Origin of the sequence: Paenibacillus sp. NPDC058367, assembly GCF_042723305.1 — a bacterium.
Lineage (GTDB): Bacteria > Bacillota > Bacilli > Paenibacillales > Paenibacillaceae > Paenibacillus_AQ.
In genome coordinates, this window is record NZ_JBHXIZ010000001.1 from 1,472,192 (window position 1) to 1,489,939 (window position 17,748).

A 17,748-nucleotide genomic window follows, 5' to 3' on the forward strand; every position below is an offset into this window, starting at 1 on the left:
CTATTCCAGCGGCGGAGCAAAGAGAAGCGGCAACCAGATCACAAAAGTAGTTCCTTCGCCTTGGCGTGTAACAACTTCCACAGACCCACCATGCTCGTCAATAATCCATTTAGCAATGGATAAACCAAGCCCAATTCCTTCTGTAATTCCACGTGATTCATCTGCACGATAGAAACGGTCGAAAATATATGGAACCTCATCTTTATCCATACCTATCCCCGTATCGGTGATCCGAATACCAACCTGATTCTGATAGAAAATCGTATCTAAACTTACCTCGCCAGAAGGCGTGTATTTAAAAGCATTATCAATAAAAATAAATAACATTTGTTGTAAATAATCCTTATTACCCACAACATATTTTCCATTTAAGACGGACATATCCCCTGTAACCCACTCCGCTTGACGAGGCAGGAAGGATGCCCTACGCGCGATCTCAGTCATCATTGGTTCCAGTGCCACCGGCTCTATCTCGAAGGTTCGCCCTGTATCAGCACGAGCGAGCGAGAGCATATCTGCTACAAGTCGGCTCATTCGCTTAGACTCGTCCGCGATATCCTTCACCGATTCCATCGAGAGCTGGCGAATTTCAGCCTCGCTCATCTTCCCTTCACCCGGTTCCAGCTCCCAAACTTTTTGCAGCAGATCGATATTCCCACGAATGGTTGTTAGTGGAGTCCGCAGCTCATGTGATGCATCGGAAACGAATCGACGCTGAGCTGCATAAGAATCCTCTAACTCTGTGTAGAATCCTTCCATCCGCCCAAGCATGTTATTGACAGTCTCAATTAAACGACCTATTTCGTCCGGAGGTCCATCATATTCAATACGGGAGCTTAGGTCTGTCCCAGTCTGGATACCGTTTGCAGCTTCAATCACTTTCCCAATAGGACTCATCGCTTTACGTGCCAGGAATAAACCAAAGGTAAATGCCGCGATCAAGGTAGCAAAAGAACCGACAAGCAATATATTTTTCAAACGCTCCAATAGCTTATTCTGCTCATTCACATAGGCAGCGACTTGTAATACAGCCACTGGATTATTATTATAATGCTCTAGTTCGATAGGCATCTCGTAGATCAAAAACTGATTGCCGTCCACAACAACATTACGAAATCCTTTTGCAATTTTATCTTTAGCAGGATAATCAAACCGTAGGCCAAAGTTAATCATATTTGTCGATTGTGACAAGCTTTTGCTGCCATAAGTATAAATCTGCGTATATAAATTGGAGTTTTCAGGACCGACTCCGCCAAGTTTCAGCTCACCATTGTAGCGATCAACGCTAAATAAAAGTTTCGTTTGCTCAGATTGTACCTTCAGACGATCCTTCAAGTCCCCATACGTATTAAAATAGACAAAACCGTAAATTGCGGCTGATAAGGCCAGCAGCATAACGGCCAAAATCCCTGAATACCAAGCAGTCAGCCGCAATCTTATAGACATGTTAGTTGTCACCTCTTAGAATGTAACCGGCACCCCGGATCGTTTGAATGAGGCGTTTACCGCCATGCTCCTCCGTCTTTTGACGTAGCATAGCTATGTATACCTCAAGTACATTTGATTCACCGCTATAATCATAACCCCATATTTTATCCATGATCAGATCCCGCGAAAGCACCCGTTTCGGATTTTGCATAAAGAGATGTAGCAGCTCAAATTCCTTCGCTGTCAGCTCCAGTCTCTTGCCGGCGCGTGTCACTTCACGTGAATCCACATCCAAGGTAATATCCTCGTAAGTAACCGCTTGCTCACTGCCGCCACTTTGCTCACTCTTGCGCCGAAGCAATGCTCGCACACGCGCAAGTAACTCTTCCAGCGCAAATGGTTTAACTAGATAATCGTCCGCACCCAGATCAAGCCCTTTCACACGATGCTCAATTTCATCCTTGGCCGTAAGCATTAGAACAGGTACATTACTGCCCCCTTCTCGCAAACGACGACAGACTTCAAATCCGTCTACCTGAGGCATCATAACATCCAAAATCACCACATCCGGATCGCTGCTTAGGATTGCTCGTAAACCATCCGCTCCATTCACCGCTGTCTTTACATCGTAGCCTTCAAAAGCTAACCCCCGGCGCAGCATGGAAATAATTTTTTCATCATCATCAATAATAAGAATATTCGGTCGCATCAAGCAGCCCCCATTGTTCATTTCTATTTATTTATATTGTAGCAGTCACACCATGATTAGACAAAAACGGAAGGGTTGCCCCTTCCGCGTTATTCACCGTCCGGTGTTATTACTTCTGACTTTGCCCAGTAGTCGTATCAAAATCATTCTTGTTGCCGATTGTTACGGAAAGATCCATATTTTTACCATCGCGCACCACATTCAGCGTTACTTTGTCACCGACTTTTAGCGTTTGAATGAAAGCGATCAGATCTTGGTTTGTTGCATATTTTGTTCCATTTGCACCTGTAATGATATCGTAAGGGCGCAAGTCAGCGGCATACGCTGGCGATTTAAAGATAATGTCTGCAACTACAGAACCTTCTTTAATATCCGTGCCCATTTGCTTAGCTACTTCATCTGTAATCGTCATAAGCGTTGCACCAATGAATGGTACGGGTTCTTTTGGAATCGCTTGGTTCGCTTCGAGTTTATCTACGACTTCTTTAATCGTATTCACAGCGATAGCGAAACCAATACCTTGGGAATCTGTGCTAACAGCTACGTTCATACCAATTACCTGTCCATTCATATTGAGCAACGGACCACCGGAGTTACCAGGGTTGATAGAAGCATCTGTTTGCAGCAGGTTTTTGTAGTTGCGTGTTCCACTACCATCTTCTTCGTTAATATCAATGCTGCGTCCTTTTGCACTAAGAACACCAGAGGTTACTGTATGGTCGAAGCCTTGCGGGTTACCGATAGCAACCACTTCTGAGCCTACTTTCAAGCTATCCGAATCTCCCAGAGCAACTGTAGGAAAATCAGTATCTCCTTCAATCTTCAGTACTGCCAAATCCAGATCTTTGCTAGAACCTAGCAATTTCGCTTCGTATGGTTTGGTCACGCCATCCACTGTAACTTGGATAACATCGGCATTTTCAATGACGTGCTGATTGGTCAAAATATATCCGGATTTCTCATAAATGAAGCCTGTTCCAATTCCATAAGGGATGAGCTGCGATGAAGAATTTGAACCTGACTTCGAGTCCTGCTCATTTTGTGAAGAACCACTTCCACCGTATTGATCCCCGAAGAAAAATTGAGAGAACGGATCACTTAAGTTCGGACTGGATGAACTTCCATTACGCGAACCAGATTTCACTAACGTCTCAATCTTGACGACTGCTGGTCCAACCGCATCAACTACGCCAGTCACATCACGAGATCCTTTCACCAATGATGTAGTGGTAGTATTAGGTGTAGTACTAGCACTCTCATTCGTCGTCTTCGCCGTTCCATTCGATTCTGAGCTCGCAATGGTTGAAGCTGCATCTCCTGTGAACCAGTTGCCTCGATCTGCCATGAACATAGAACCTGAGAGAACGACCATACCCGCTAAGAAGGAAACAAATATTGTTTTCACTGAGCTTTTTGGCTTTTTATTAAATTGCCAGCCACCGCCACCTTCAGAACCGCCTCCGCCGTTTCCTCCACGTCCACCGCCATTACCATCAAAGCCTGTACTGCGATATGAACTGTTATATGGGAGTTGTTTTACAGGCTGTGGAGGTGTAATCTCGACCCGCTCCGGCTCCATCCGGTTGTAATGCTGAGCACTTCCGTCTACGTTACTTTCATCTTTGTTCAATGATTTAAATGGTCCATAAGAATAGTAGTATGATGATCCGGATTCGGATGACTGATTATTATTGCTATTATGGTTATTATTGTCCCAATCCCGATCTGGTGCTGGTCCATTGTCTCGATTAAAGTTGTTTTTGTTATCGTCCATGTTTATTTACCTCCTGCATCCTGTCGCCTGACAAGGATTAATTTGTTTTCTTGTTTCTTATTTTGTACTTTAAACCTTAAGGTCACATTAAAAACAATTTAAGCGGAGATAAAAGATATAGGCAAATAGACGTTATTTGGTTCAAAAGGCGCACGCTGTTGGTCGGGAATGGGTTTCAGGCTACACCGCTGTTGAAATCATGTTCCTATGAATTGACCCTCCGGGTGGAACATAATTTCAAAGGCGGACGTAAACTTTTCGCTCTGATACCCAATCCCTAGGCAGGGAAGTAAAAAAGAAGCTCGGGCGCGGAAAACAACGCGGCCCGAACTTCCAATATACAACCTAGAACAAAACCCTAGAACGTCGTCCATGAACGAAGTCCAAGAACAAGGAACAAACAACGATCAATAATTATAGGGAAAAACTCCCTATAATTAACCAAAAACCATAAGAAATCAAGATTTAAAGGGAATACCTCCCTATAATTCTCAGCAATATAGCTATTTATGAGAAAAACAAGGAATTTATACGGAGGATTTCCCTATAATCCTGTATACAAGCCTAAAACTCAAGTTTAAAGGGAAGTTTTCCCTATAACTTACTTTTAAGCCCCCATAAACTACCCCAAATCATCTTGAATAACAAACCTAACCCTGAGCCCAACCCTTTCGATGAGCATAAATAGCCAACTGGGTTCGATCATCCAGCTCGCATTTCATCAGCAGGTTACTGACATGCGTCTTCACTGTCTTGATGCTGATATGTAGTTCCTCGCCGATATCCTTATTGGTCTTGCCCTCAGCAATGAGCAGTAGGACCTCCTTCTCACGCTCCGTCAAGCCGGAGGAATCACCTTGCACGGTACGCTGGCGAATGCCACGTGTCAGCGCTTGCGATACATCACCAGTCATAACTGGCATACCTCGAAATGCGCCTTGCAGTGCGTAGATCAGCTCCTCTGCAGACACAGTTTTGAGCACATAGCTGACTGCTCCAGCCTCTATAGCGTCCACGACGAGGTCATCCTCTAAAAAGCTGGTCAAGATAACGATTTTGAGACCAGGAAATTCCGATAGCACTGCACGAGTAGTCTCCACACCATTCATCACAGGCATCATCAGATCCATCAGCACGAGATCGGGTAAGCCTTCATGTCCACCAGCACGCAGCATCTCCAGCGCTTCCTGTCCATTTGCTGCCTCACCTATAACCTCAAACGTCGGCTCCAGCATCAGATATGTTTTAAGACCCATCCGCACCATATCATGATCATCCACGAGCAACACTCTTATGACGCTCATGCTCTATTCCTCCTCGTCCTCTGTATCTGTTCCTAATGCTCTTTTTTCCTCTAACTCAGAGTTCCCTTGCACAAACTTAGGGATATGTACGCGTATGGTCGTTCCCGCACCTTTACGGCTAATAATCTCCACTTGTCCACCCAGTTTCTCCGCACGTTCGCGCATGGTGGTAAGACCGTATGATCCCTGTTTTTGCTGTATATGTTCAAAACCTTGACCGTCGTCGCTAATACTCAGCACAACCTGTCTTGACCCTTCACGCAGCGATAAACTGACCAGTCTAGCTTCAGCATGCTTCACAATATTCGCCATAGCCTCCTGGATAATCAAGAATAACTGATGTTCAATAGCCTCAGATAATTCTCCTTGCAGCTCAAGCTCCTTCATTCCTTTTAAGCCGTTCTGGCGGCAATAATCTGGGAACCATTTTTCCAGTGCTTCGAAGAGATTCCTGCCTTCCAGCTCCACCGGTCGCAACTGTGCAATAAGTGCTCTCATCTGCTTTTGTGCCATCTGTGACATTGCAATTAACTGATCCATTACCAATTGACCTTGAGCTTCATTAACCTTCAGCACTTTAGGCAGCGAAGAAGCCGACATATGGATGGCAAAAAGCTGTTGGCTCACCGTATCATGCAAATCCCGGGCCATACGCCTTCTTTCCTCCAACACCGCACTCTCCGCTGCCTGTTCCTTCTCAATAACCTCTTGTTCACCCAATCGCTGCAGAAGCTGCATCTTGTTCTCAACCGTATCCATCATGACATTAAATTCATGGTACACTCTCGCAAAAGACTGGTCATCACTCTCTGGCATACGAACGGACAGATTCCCTTTTGCCACCTGCAGCATATTTAGATCCAGATGATCAATCCGGCGCTGAATGCGCTGACCTGCCATATAGCCGATTACAACAGTGAACAACACGATCCCCAGACATAAGTACAGCCACATGCGATAATCCATTACTTCGATATACCCAAGGCAAGTGCCTGCATACATCAACCCGGCGCTTACGGCTCCAGTGAGCAAAAAGTAAAACAACAACAACCATTTGGTATTACTAAAGATTGTTCCCATCTAACCCACCGTTTTAACTTTAATGTCACCTATAAAAGCACTTACGTTAATGCGGACCTTTTTGCCCGCTTCTTTATAATAAGGCGTCTTGCATTGAACACTGCTCATAAATCCACTCCGAGACTGATCCAAAACTTCCATATCGCCGATAAATGAACTACTGTTCACTGAGATTCCAAGATCCATATCATTCGGAATGTACACCTTGATGTCACCTATAAAAGCGGAGATATTAATTTTCGTTTCTCCATAAGCAATCTGCGCGTTCGTCAGATCCAGTACAGTATCACCTATAAACTGCGAGACATTTGTATTCTTCAGTTGGAAATGCTCGCGACCCATGTGGACATCCCCAATAAAAGCAGAGCGATTAGTTGACTCCTTGCTGCTACTCTCTGTCTTATGGAACTCCTCATGCCATTCCCCATGTCTTCTAGCATGACGCTCATGACGTTCTTGGCGTCTGCGCTCATGACGCTCCTGTTTCTCCTGCCAACGTGATTCAGCGGTGGACTTAAAAGCTCCAGTTCCGTCCTCATCCTCTTCTTCATCTTTTTGAAGATTAATATTCCAGTCTCGCTCTCCAGAAGGTTTGCCGAATTTCTGCTCGAATTGTTCATCAAGCGTGGAATCCAGCGGCGTTGGCGGCTCCACATCCAGTGAGCTTTTTCCTGGAGGAAAGTAATCAGGTGGTGATGGTGGCGCAGGTGGCACTGGTGGTACTGAACCTCGTGGTTTAAAAATCACATAAAGACCGCCACCAATAAGCATGATTGGAATGAACATTTTGAAAAAATCTCCGGCTGAAATATCGAACCAGTCCAAATTTCGTCCAAGGAAGAACACTCCGATCGCCAGAAAGAAAAAACCGCCGATAGGTGAAGATCCACCTTTTTGATGTTCGTCTCCCGTACCCAGGAGTCGCTTCATCCCCATGAGGATCAAGATAACAGGCCAATAATTTGAGATTAAATAACCTAAGCTGAAATCGGTGTAACCCAATTGTCTAAGTAGAAACATGGCTCCAATCCCTATCAGGATCAAGCCGCCAAAAATCTGACTGGTGAACCTTCTTTTCATATTCCATTTCCCCTTTAAATTAGTGGAACGCTCTCTTCTTCAATCTTATAGCCTTAGTCTACAGGAAGGAAGCGCTCATAAACAGCGGCGAGAGAAGGAACTTCCACTCAGTCTCTAGACGGAGACGAATGGGGTAATATTCCATTTACTTCATTATATATGAAAAATGAAAAAAGACCGTCCCTCAGTTATAAACTGATTGGGACAGTCTCTTTATTCAGCAGTCTTCTGCTTCAGAAGCGCATTATTGTTGCGGTTTCTGAGCTGGCTTAGAAGTATTTCCACTTTGCTTAGTTGCGCCGTCATTCTCAACAGCAAACTCAGCATTGTATTTTTCATTCGGTGTTTTGTAGTTTTCTTGAACTTTAGATTTTTTATTATTAGCCACGTAATTCACCTCCCTTATCCCTTATGCAGCATAGATAATGCTTACTAAGAGAAAATCTCGGATGAGGCTAATGCTCTGCCCCAGTCCGTATTATGGCAAGGTGATGTCACTATTATGCATGACCAAGTGAAATTAAGTTCAATCCACCAAATTCATTGAAGTATAACCGCTAGATCTTAAATGGATTCTTCCAGCAGGGATTGCGGTACAGCATTATAAGTCTCAATTGCCTGAGTGAGCTTCTTCAGCATCACTTCTGTACATGTACCGTTTCCTCGCTTAATGAGCTGAACTACAACTGATTTTTTGCCCCATTCCTTATACACCTGTTTCGTAGTAGCAAAATACAAATCAATCTTCCGCCCTTTAATGGCAGATCCTGTATCAGCTACGATGCCGTATCCATAACCAGGTATATAAAGTATACTCCCTAACGGGATTACCTTAGGGTCAGCAGCAATAGTCGAGACTGTATTCTTATCTCTACGTACTTTAACACCTGAATAAGTGATTCCGTATTCGGGATGTTTAGATGTTTTACCTGTTGATTCATAACCCGCAGTATACCCCGTCGCCATCACTTTCATTGAAGTAATAATCTGGTCAGGAGCTGGCGCAGCTACAGGAACAGAATTCGGCGATTTTGAAGAGCCTGTGCCCCCACTCCCTTTGGTAATTGGAGCTTTAGTGCTCTGTGGTGACTTTGTAGCTACTGGTTTATTTTTTGTTGTCGCAGGAACGATCGGTACGCTGGAATATGGCTCGTTTGATAACAAGGTAGCACGGCCAGTGGTGAGAATAGCTTGTTGATCTTTGGTTCTCATTGAACCAGAATTAGCCTGAGTATGTTGCAATTCGTTCGAAAGCGTTTTGCTAATATCTGTGTGCTGTAATGTGTCTCCTGTCCCATTGGCCACAACTGCTTGATGCTTGGATTCAGGAATGATACCTGCAGCAGTCAACAGTAGGACTATTGTGACGAAAAGACACCAAAACCTCTGAAATATGCCCATTTTGTTCATGTGATAAACCTCCCCCTTATTAGCGAAGGTTTCCCGATTCACAAAATTTTATACATAAAGATCAATTTTCAATCCTTATGGGCATATGACAGAGGTCATTATTAGACGTACTTTTGGTGTTGGTTATTACAAGTAATTAGGAGATTACACGGTCAGCAATTTCCTGGGCTAGCAGCTCAATAACTTCTTGAAGCGGCTTAGCTCCCATATCGCCTTCTCCACGCTTACGGATGGAAACTGTCTCGGCATTCATCTCATTCTCGCCAACTACGAACATGTATGGTAGCTTCTCCAGCTGAGCTTCACGGATCTTATAGCCAAGCTTCTCATTACGTAAATCTGCCTCAGCAGAGATACCACGGCGACGCAGCTTGTCTGTAACTTCCTTGGCATAATCGTCGAAGGCAGTCGAAACAGGAATAACTTTAACCTGCTGTGGAGACAGCCAAAGCGGCAGTGATCCTGCAAAGTTCTCTAACAAGAAAGCAACAAAGCGCTCCATAGTACCTAAAATACCGCGGTGTAGAACGACTGGACGGTGTTTCTGACCATCGTCACCGATATATTCCAATTCAAAGCGTTCAGGCAGCAAGAAGTCGATCTGTACAGTGGAGAGAGTTTCTTCTTTGCCTAGTACAGTCTTGATCTGCACATCCAGCTTAGGACCGTAGAAGGCAGCTTCGCCTTCTGCTTCGTAGAATGGCAGACCAGCTTCTTCTACAACTTCACGCAACATACGCTGTGCAGTTTCCCACATTTCGTCATTAGCGTAATATTTCTCTGTATCCTTAGGATCACGATAAGACAACCGGAAACGGTAGTCATTAATACCAAAGTCACTGTATACCTGTTTAATCAACTCGATTACACGAATGAACTCACCTTTAATTTGATCCAGACGGCAGAAAATATGGGAGTCATTTAGAGTCATCGAACGCACACGGTGCAAGCCAGTCAATGCTCCTGACATTTCATAACGGTGCTGGATACCCAGTTCAGCAATACGGATCGGCAGATCACGATAGCTGTGCATGGAGCTCTTATAAATCATCATGTGATGCGGGCAGTTCATTGGGCGAAGAACAAATTCCTCATTATCAATAGTCATTTTAGGGAACATGTCCTCTTGATAGTGCTCCCAGTGTCCAGAAGTTTTATATAGTTCAACATTACCAAGAACCGGAGTATATACATGCTGGTATCCTAGACTTGCTTCCAGATCCACAATGTATCGTTCCAGAATACTGCGCAGTTTAGCACCCTTAGGCAGCCAGATCGGCAAGCCTTGGCCTACCAATTGATTAAATGTGAAGATTTCAAGCTCTTTACCCAGCTTACGGTGGTCGCGTTTCTTCGCTTCTTCAAGCAGACGAAGATGCTCATCGAGCTGCGCTTTTTTAATCCAAGCTGTACCGTATACGCGTTGAAGCATTTTATTCTTGCTATCGCCGCGCCAGTAAGCACCAGCTACATTCATCAATTTAAAGACTTTGATCTTAGAAGTCGACGGTAAGTGTGGTCCACGGCACAAGTCGAAGAATTCGCCTTGTTCATAGATCGAAATCACACTATCTTCAGGCAATGCTTCGATTAGTTCAAGTTTGTAAGGATCGCCTAGCTCACCGAATATTTGGAGCGCTTCCTTACGGCTAACTTCCTTACGTACGATTGGAAGGTTCTCAGAGATAATGCGATCCATTTCCTTTTCAATCTTTAGCAGATCCTCAGGATTAAGCGGATGTTCCAAATCCATATCGTAGTAGAAGCCATCTTCGATAACAGGACCTACACCAAGCTTAACTTCCTTTGTTCCATATAAACGTCTTACAGCTTGCGCCATCAAGTGGGCAGTACTGTGACGCATAACTTCCAAGCCATCAGGTGAATCCAAAGTTACGATTTCTATCAATGCGCCTTCCTCTAGCGGAGTGGACAGATCCACGACAATACCATTCAATTTCCCTGCCACCGCATTCTTGCGAAGTCCACTACTAATAGAAGCCGCTACATCATCAATATTACTACCTTCTGCGTATTCCCGAACGGAGCCGTCCGGAAGTTTAATACTTACCATTTTAATTTCCTCCTTCATTTCCTTAAGCCAAACAACAATTTTAAATTTTTCGAAACGGAAATATCCACGCATACAAAAAACGCCCGTCCCGCAAAGGGACGAGCGATTGCACCCGTGGTTCCACCCAAATTCGATTCTCTCAATCTGCTCTTAAAGCAGAGTCGAGTCAGAATCCTTCGTAAGCATGGAATAACGACCATGAACCGGCGGTTCTTACTATCCCATTTCAGGGAATTCATAACCGCAGCTACAAAGGGGTAAATCGATAGTAGGATACCGGAGGAAATTACAGCCTATGTTCCCTCTCTCTGATACGGTCCAGAACAATCCATTCATATCTTTGTCAAAGCTGTTAACGTGAATTATGGAGTAATTATAAATCTGTCCTCTCTGACAGTCAAGTCTGTAGAGGGGGCAAAATTTTGTAAACCGCGGAAACAGTCACCTACACGGACAGTTCTGCAGCCAGGAAATAGCGCTAGAACTGTCCTTAACAGGTTACTCTTCTCGGCGTTTCCCAGGTAAGCGGCCTGCACGTTTCAAAGACTCACGCAGCAAGTATTCGATATGTCCGTTTACACTGCGAAATTCCTCTCCCGCCCAACGTTCCAACGCCTCATGCAGATCCGGATCGATCCGCAATGGAAAGCTTTTCTTGGCCCCCATGATGCACCGCCTTAATACAACGAGCCGGCGTTAATGACCGGACTCGCTCCGCGCTCCGACACGATCGCCACCATCAGATTATTAATCATGGCCGCTTTACGTTCTTCATCAAGCTCCACTACACCGCTCTCTTTAAGCTGTTTAATCGCCATATCGACCATGCCAACTGCACCTTCAACAATGATTTGACGAGCAGACAGAATGGCAGAAGCTTGCTGCCGCTGCAACATGGTGCTGGCGATTTCTGTTGAATAAGCCAAATGTGTAAGCCGGGCTTCAATGACTTCTACACCAGATAAGGACAAACGCTCTTGAAGCTCAGTCGCTAACTCTTTAGCAATTTCATCTGCATTGGCACGTAAGGACATCCCAGATTCATTGAAGTTATCATAAGGGTATTTGCTGGCTACATGACGCAGCGCCGTTTCACTCTGAATCTCTACGAAAGCCATGTATTTATCTACATCAAAGAGGGCTTTAGCGGAGTTAATCACCTTAAAGACGATAACTGCAGCAATTTCAATCGGATTACCTTCAACATCATTGACCTTGAGCTTCACACTGTTAAAGTTACGAACGCGTAGGGAAACCGTCTTACGTACGCTGAACGGAATAACTGCGAACAGTCCACTCGTTGCAATAGTCCCTACATATTTGCCGAAAAAGGTGACTACAACCGACTTATTAGGTTGTACAACCGTAATACTCGTACATAGTATTGCTGATACAACGAACAGAATGACCGGTACTGCAATATACTCCTGAACAGCACCATAGATTCCACCAGCCAAACAAACTGCAATTAATGCGATAACCCAAAATCCGCTGACAGGACGAAGCGTCTTCTCCTTCATAAAAAGCACCCCCATAAGATATTCTTTTGATATGATTATGATATCACTTTTGGATAATAATGTGTATACAAAAATGTAATAAAATAATGAATTTATGTTCACAGGTAAAATAAACCTTCGAAATCTTAACCATACAAAAAACGCTTGCTGCTCAATCATCCACTAAACGGATTAACGAGCAACAAGCGTTGATTTAATTTATATATTAGTTCTGCATGATGAAATCATTATCAATCTTCGCATTAGCATCATCGAACACGCGCAGAATATCGTAGCGTGTATTCCGCTGTGCCGGGATTTTGCCTGCTTCGCGGATCAGCTGAGTAATCGATTCGATATTGACCTTGTAGGTCGCGCCCGCAGAAGATACTACGTTTTCTTCAATCATCGTACTACCGAAATCGTTGCAGCCATATTGAAGGGAAAGCTTACCGACCTCTGGTCCCATTGTTACCCAAGAGGACTGGAAGTTCTTAATGTTGTCTAGAACAAGGCGACTTATGGCTACCGTCTTCAGATATTCTTCAGGCGTTTGTCTATCCAGCTTCAGGTTGGTATTGTCCGGTTGGAAGGTCCAAGAGATAAAGGCCAAGAAACCCTCTGAATCATACTTGTTGGCAATACACTCGTCCTGAGCCTCACGCACACGAAGTAAGTGTAATGCCCGTTCTTCCATACTTTCACCAAGTCCAATGACCATCGTAGCTGTCGTATTCATACCGATCTTATGCGCTGTCTGCATGACATCCATCCACTCGCGCCATGAGCCTTTAAGTCGGCTGATCTTGCGGCGTGTGCGATCATCGAGAATTTCCGCTCCACCACCTGGTAGTGAATCCAGGCCAGCAGCATGGATTTCACGCACAACTTCCTCGAGCGATAATCCAGATACTTCCTTCATCTTCATAATCTCAGCAGGAGAGAAGGAATGCATTGTAATCTCAGGAAAACGTTGCTTAATTCCGCGAAGTATATCGGTATAATAGCTGAAAGGAAGATTTGGGTTCGTACCGCCTTGCATCAGTATTTCTGTACCATTTACAGCGATAGTCTCAGCGATTTTTTGGTAAATCGTCTCATCCGGCAATACATAACCCTCATCAGAGCCCGGTCTGCGATAAAATGCGCAGAAACGGCAGTAGACATCACATACATTCGTATAGTTAATATTACGACCAATTACAAACGTGGCCATCGGGTCTGGATGCCAGCGTTCCATTATGGTGTTTGCAGCTGCACCCATTTTCTCAATTTCGTTGCTCTCGAACAGTCGGATGGTATCTTCCAATTGGAGACGTTCACCCCGTAGGGCTTTGTCCAAAATAAGATCTATCGCACTCATCGTTCGCATCCTCCTTCTAAACCCTTAGGGGTATGGTAGAATCACAAAATTACAGGAAGAAAAAACGTTGTCTCTTTTTTCAAGGTGACAACCCTTTCTCATACAATTGAACAGTTCATTTCCTCATCGTATCACAATCTGAACAGCTTGAAAAATGCTTTTACATTCTTCGCAAATTCCTATCCAGAAGAAAAGCAGCATCGCACTAAGCGATACTGCTAGTTATACTCTATTTCTCCACTAACACTCGATTGAACATTTCTTCCTGTTACTTGGACTCAATTTCTGCCCTAGCGGCTTCTAGTGCTTGGCTAAGATCAGCAATCAAATCCTCTGCATGTTCAATACCGACGGAGAAGCGCAGTAAACGATCATCTACACCCACAGCATTTCGAATCTCCACAGGAATATCAGCATGCGTTTGTACAGCCGGATAAGTCATAAGTGACTCTACACCGCCCAAGCTTTCTGCGAATGCAATAAGACGAATATGACGAAGAAGCGGCTCTACGTATCTGGCATCTTTTAATTTGAAAGAAAAAATACCGGTATTGCCTGAAGATTGGCGATTCTGGATTTCATGTCCTGGATGATCAGGCAATCCTGGATGGAACACTTCCGCAATCGCTGAATGCTCTAATAAGTAGTGAGCGATCGCTAGTGCATTGCTCTCGTGACGCTCCATACGCAGCGCCAAAGTCTTCAAACCTCTCATCAACTGATAACTGTCTGTTGGTCCGAGCACGGCGCCAATAGAGTTATGTAGAATAGCTAATTCAGCTGATAATTCTACACCCTTGGATACAATCAGGCCTGCCAGTACATCATTATGACCACCCAAATACTTAGTAGCGCTATGAACTACAATATCCGCACCTAATTCTAAAGGCCGTTGGAAGAATGGAGTCAGCAGCGTATTATCTACAATGCTAAGTAACCCATGGTGACGTGCCCAAGTGCACACGGCTTCAATATCCGTGATCATCATAAGTGGGTTCGTTGGTGTTTCAATAAATACAGCTTTCGTATTTGGACGACGCGAAGCTTCCAGTGCATCCAAATCATTCGTGTCTACATAAGAAGCAGTGATTCCAAACTTGGACATAATCCGTTCCAACAAACGATAGGTACCGCCGTAAAGATCCAGCGAAACGATCAGATGATCACCTTGAGCAAACAAGGTAAGCACCGTTTGTATCGCTGCCATCCCTGAGCTACAAGCAAATCCTGCATCTCCAGATTCCAGTTCCGCAGCTGCATTCTCAAGCACTGAACGGGTCGGACTTTTGGTGCGGCTATAATCAAACCCTGTGCTCTGACCGAGTTTTGGATGACGAAATGCCGTTGCATTATAAATCGGAAAATTAATTGCTCCTGTGGTTGGATCTTCTTGAGAACCTATTTGAGCCAGTCTACTTTCAATCCTAAGTTTGTCATCCATGATTAATGCCTCCTAATTTATATTGTAGCGCTATTATTAGTAAACAATCGGGTCGATATCATAAGGCGTTTCTTGATATACATAGTAATTGAGCCAGTTAGAGAATAATAAATTGGCATGCGCACGCCACACTGCTGGAGGTGTACGTTCTGGATCATCTTTAGGGAAGTAATGTTTCGGCAAAGCCATCTCCATCCCTCTAGACACATCACGGTCATATTCCCATTTCAAGGATAGAGGATCATATTCGGAATGTCCGGTCACAAATATTTGTTTACCATCGTTTGTAGCCACTAGATACATACCAGCTTCTTCGGATTCCGCCAGAATCTGCAGATCTGGATTATTCTCAATATCTTCACGGGAGACATCGGTATGACGAGAGTGTGGTACATGGAATACCTCGTCAAAGCCGCGCAACAGTTTAATGTTATTTTGATTAATCGTATGAGGGAAGACGCCAAAACATTTCTCAGGCAATGCCACTTTACGAACACCAAAATGATGATATAAGCCTGCCTGTGCCGCCCAACAAATATGCATGGTTGAAGTCACATTGTCCTTGCTCCATTCAAAAATCTCTTTCAGTTCTTCCCAATACGATACTTCCTCGAACTCCATTTGTTCTACAGGAGCACCTGTAACGATTAAACCATCCAAACGGCGGTGGCTGATCTCGTCAAAGGTTTTGTAAAAGCTCTTCAAATGTTCAGCAGAAGTATTCTTGGAAATATGGGAACGCGGATGCAATAAAGTAACATCAACTTGTAGTGGCGAATTTCCAATTAAACGCAGCAATTGAGTCTCTGTCGTCTCTTTAGTCGGCATGAGGTTCAGAATAGCAATCCGTAGTGGACGGATATCCTGATGGAAAGCCTGACTTTCGTCCATCACAAAAATATTTTCTCCGGATAGTACTTCTTTCGCCGGTAAACTGTCGGGAATTTTAATTGGCATTGTCTTTCCACTCCTTAGCTGAATTTAGTTATTTTGCCGCACTGCGGCTTGCTGAACATAAAAAGACCTTCCTCGGAAATCGAGAAAGGTCATATCTACAGTCATATGTGCCTCTCTCATCTGCCAGAATGTTCCTGAAAACGATTAGACGTCTACAGAAATTCCGCAAGAATTAGCACCGTGCGTTTACACGCCGGTTGCCGGGTTTCATAGGGCTAGTCCCTCCACCTGCTCTTGATAAGATTTAGCTGTATTCAATTAAATTACTTTAAAATTCACTTTAAATCATGAACCTCCTTTTCGTCAAGTCCATACAATGCTGAAGAAGCCTCAAAATCACAATAAATTTGCTTGAAAGAGGCATACTCCGTTGTTATACTAGACAAGTATTTCATACCTGAACGAAAAGAAGAGGTGAGAAGAAGGATGGAAGGCGACCCGAGCTCGCAAATATGTGTACAGAATGAGCAACCACACAGGATAATCATCAGCTTGCCGGCGGCGGGAGCAGTTCTTCTTCATGCCCTCGAAACGTCATTTGGCCCTATGTATTGATTGTACCGCCGGCCAAGCTGATTTTTTTCTCTGTGCTTAATTTAGCAGTCCCTAGTGAAGACCTGGGGATAGGAGGAGTGAAATCAGATGAAAATCCGGCTGGTAAATGCAGGGGTTTTTACACCTATTGATGAAATTGATGAAACACTAACACCCCCAACGGAAGGGTTCTATTGGATTGACGCCGATGTTGAGGATTTGGAGCTGCTTCAGCCCTTGTTCAACCTACATGATCTTGCTGTTGAGGATTGCCTTAGCGAAGAGGATCAGCGTCCAAAGATCGAAATATACGAAAGTCACTACTTTATAGTTGTAAATAGCATCCGCTTTGACGATGAAGAAATTTTCCTACGGGCGCTCAATGTATTCCTTGGAAGACATTACATCATCACTGTCACGAAACAAAAGATCAATGAACTACGAATCCTGAAGCCTATGCTCTGGGAGCAAGAAGTAAGTGAACCGGATATGTTCCTTTACTTGCTAATTGACCTTGTCGTTGATAACTATTTCTCCGTCGGCGACCGAATTGAAGCTCGGATTGAGAAGCTGGAAGAAGATATCCTCATGCATACCAAGAAGTCACATCTCAGTGAAATTATCGGTCTGCGAAGTGAAATTCTATGGTTGAAGAAAATGCTGGGGCCACAAAAAGAAGTGATCAATACCCTAAATAAAAAAGACCTCCGTCTGATTGATGATCAGCTGCAGAAATATTTTAGCGACATTTATGAAAATGCGGTTAAAATATCTGAAACCTTTGAGACGTATCGCGATCTCATGGGCAACTTACGAGAGGCATACCAATCCAGTATCGCCAACCGCGCGAATGAAATTATGAGAGTATTTACTGCGATTACAACAATATTCATGCCCCTGACCGTAATTACCGGAATCTACGGTATGAACTTTGATCATATGCCCGAGCTTCATACGAAATATGGCTATTATGGCGTTATAGGCGTTATGTTGACGTTAGGCTGTGGGATGCTGTATGTTTTCCGCAAGAAGGAATGGCTATGAAACAAACCGGACGAATAAGCAAGACGAAGGACCTGTAACCGTAAGGTATAA

15 protein-coding genes and 1 riboswitch are annotated in these 17,748 nt (G+C 44.1%); of the genes, 1 reads left to right on the forward strand and 14 read right to left on the reverse strand.

Features of this window, described 5'->3' with window-relative positions; genetic code table 11:
- The 14 genes from ACFWMP_RS06450 to metA all read right to left on the reverse strand — a co-directional run bounded on the left by ACFWMP_RS06450 (window position 1) and on the right by metA (window position 16,119).
- A complete protein-coding gene (locus ACFWMP_RS06450) occupies window positions 1-1,446 on the reverse strand; it encodes a sensor histidine kinase (RefSeq protein ID WP_340968301.1) in 1,446 nt (481 codons plus the stop codon).
- 1 nt (window position 1,447) lies between these two features.
- Window positions 1,448-2,137, reverse strand: a complete 690-nt coding sequence (locus tag ACFWMP_RS06455; protein WP_042125657.1) for a response regulator transcription factor — start codon at window positions 2,135-2,137, stop codon at window positions 1,448-1,450.
- Window positions 2,138-2,246: 109 nt separating this feature from the next.
- Entirely contained in the window at window positions 2,247-3,911 is a 1,665-nt protein-coding gene (locus ACFWMP_RS06460) for a S1C family serine protease (RefSeq protein ID WP_042186226.1), read from the reverse strand.
- A gap of 650 nt (window positions 3,912-4,561) precedes the next feature.
- The gene (locus ACFWMP_RS06465) at window positions 4,562-5,215 is read right to left on the reverse strand and encodes a response regulator (RefSeq protein WP_042186223.1); all 654 of its coding nucleotides are present in this window, start codon (window positions 5,213-5,215) and stop codon (window positions 4,562-4,564) included.
- A gap of 3 nt (window positions 5,216-5,218) precedes the next feature.
- On the reverse strand, window positions 5,219-6,295 hold the full coding sequence (locus tag ACFWMP_RS06470; protein WP_042186220.1) for a HAMP domain-containing sensor histidine kinase: 1,077 nt from the start codon (window positions 6,293-6,295) through the stop codon (window positions 5,219-5,221).
- Entirely contained in the window at window positions 6,296-7,375 is a 1,080-nt protein-coding gene (gene liaF / locus ACFWMP_RS06475; protein WP_042186218.1) for a cell wall-active antibiotics response protein LiaF, read from the reverse strand. It abuts the gene before it with no gap.
- Between the two features lie 244 nt (window positions 7,376-7,619).
- The gene (locus ACFWMP_RS06480; protein ID WP_156113077.1) at window positions 7,620-7,763 is read right to left on the reverse strand and encodes a hypothetical protein; all 144 of its coding nucleotides are present in this window, start codon (window positions 7,761-7,763) and stop codon (window positions 7,620-7,622) included.
- Between the two features lie 176 nt (window positions 7,764-7,939).
- On the reverse strand, window positions 7,940-8,440 hold the full coding sequence (locus tag ACFWMP_RS06485) for a 3D domain-containing protein (RefSeq protein ID WP_379423528.1): 501 nt from the start codon (window positions 8,438-8,440) through the stop codon (window positions 7,940-7,942).
- A 481-nt stretch (window positions 8,441-8,921) separates the two neighbouring features.
- Complete coding sequence (gene thrS / locus ACFWMP_RS06490) at window positions 8,922-10,859, reverse strand: threonine--tRNA ligase (RefSeq protein ID WP_042186216.1); 1,938 nt, start codon at window positions 10,857-10,859, stop codon at window positions 8,922-8,924.
- Window positions 10,860-11,357: 498 nt separating this feature from the next.
- Complete coding sequence (locus ACFWMP_RS06495) at window positions 11,358-11,525, reverse strand: type II toxin-antitoxin system antitoxin (RefSeq protein ID WP_379422614.1); 168 nt, start codon at window positions 11,523-11,525, stop codon at window positions 11,358-11,360.
- 11 nt (window positions 11,526-11,536) lie between these two features.
- Window positions 11,537-12,379, reverse strand: coding sequence for an SPFH domain-containing protein (locus tag ACFWMP_RS06500; protein ID WP_042186213.1), 843 nt, complete (start codon window positions 12,377-12,379; stop codon window positions 11,537-11,539).
- A 205-nt stretch (window positions 12,380-12,584) separates the two neighbouring features.
- Complete coding sequence (gene mqnC / locus ACFWMP_RS06505) at window positions 12,585-13,721, reverse strand: cyclic dehypoxanthinyl futalosine synthase (protein ID WP_042125644.1); 1,137 nt, start codon at window positions 13,719-13,721, stop codon at window positions 12,585-12,587.
- Between the two features lie 268 nt (window positions 13,722-13,989).
- Window positions 13,990-15,162, reverse strand: a complete 1,173-nt coding sequence (locus ACFWMP_RS06510) for an aminotransferase class I/II-fold pyridoxal phosphate-dependent enzyme (RefSeq protein WP_379422617.1) — start codon at window positions 15,160-15,162, stop codon at window positions 13,990-13,992.
- A 36-nt stretch (window positions 15,163-15,198) separates the two neighbouring features.
- On the reverse strand, window positions 15,199-16,119 hold the full coding sequence (gene metA, locus ACFWMP_RS06515) for a homoserine O-acetyltransferase MetA (RefSeq protein WP_042186211.1): 921 nt from the start codon (window positions 16,117-16,119) through the stop codon (window positions 15,199-15,201).
- Window positions 16,120-16,232: 113 nt separating this feature from the next.
- A riboswitch (SAM riboswitch) is annotated at window positions 16,233-16,363 on the reverse strand.
- A 398-nt stretch (window positions 16,364-16,761) separates the two neighbouring features.
- Here metA and corA point away from each other — a divergent pair.
- The gene (gene corA / locus ACFWMP_RS06520; protein ID WP_042125638.1) at window positions 16,762-17,697 is read left to right on the forward strand and encodes a magnesium/cobalt transporter CorA; all 936 of its coding nucleotides are present in this window, start codon (window positions 16,762-16,764) and stop codon (window positions 17,695-17,697) included.
- Window positions 17,698-17,748 lie beyond the last annotated feature (51 nt).

What these genes read in the sequence shown, in the direction of transcription:
- ACFWMP_RS06450 (WP_340968301.1), bottom strand. Translation starts at nt 1,446, where the DNA reads ATGTCTATAAGATTGCGGCTGACTGCTTGGTATTCAGGGATTTTGGCC.
- ACFWMP_RS06455 (WP_042125657.1), bottom strand. Translation starts at nt 2,137, where the DNA reads ATGCGACCGAATATTCTTATTATTGATGATGATGAAAAAATTATTTCC.
- ACFWMP_RS06460 (WP_042186226.1), bottom strand. Translation starts at nt 3,911, where the DNA reads ATGGACGATAACAAAAACAACTTTAATCGAGACAATGGACCAGCACCA.
- ACFWMP_RS06465 (WP_042186223.1), bottom strand. Translation starts at nt 5,215, where the DNA reads ATGAGCGTCATAAGAGTGTTGCTCGTGGATGATCATGATATGGTGCGG.
- ACFWMP_RS06470 (WP_042186220.1), bottom strand. Translation starts at nt 6,295, where the DNA reads ATGGGAACAATCTTTAGTAATACCAAATGGTTGTTGTTGTTTTACTTT.
- liaF (WP_042186218.1), bottom strand. Translation starts at nt 7,375, where the DNA reads ATGAAAAGAAGGTTCACCAGTCAGATTTTTGGCGGCTTGATCCTGATA.
- thrS (WP_042186216.1), bottom strand. Translation starts at nt 10,859, where the DNA reads ATGGTAAGTATTAAACTTCCGGACGGCTCCGTTCGGGAATACGCAGAA.
- ACFWMP_RS06495 (WP_379422614.1), bottom strand. Translation starts at nt 11,525, where the DNA reads ATGGGGGCCAAGAAAAGCTTTCCATTGCGGATCGATCCGGATCTGCAT.
- ACFWMP_RS06500 (WP_042186213.1), bottom strand. Translation starts at nt 12,379, where the DNA reads ATGAAGGAGAAGACGCTTCGTCCTGTCAGCGGATTTTGGGTTATCGCA.
- mqnC (WP_042125644.1), bottom strand. Translation starts at nt 13,721, where the DNA reads ATGAGTGCGATAGATCTTATTTTGGACAAAGCCCTACGGGGTGAACGT.
- ACFWMP_RS06510 (WP_379422617.1), bottom strand. Translation starts at nt 15,162, where the DNA reads ATGGATGACAAACTTAGGATTGAAAGTAGACTGGCTCAAATAGGTTCT.
- metA (WP_042186211.1), bottom strand. Translation starts at nt 16,119, where the DNA reads ATGCCAATTAAAATTCCCGACAGTTTACCGGCGAAAGAAGTACTATCC.
- corA (WP_042125638.1), top strand. Translation starts at nt 16,762, where the DNA reads ATGAAAATCCGGCTGGTAAATGCAGGGGTTTTTACACCTATTGATGAA.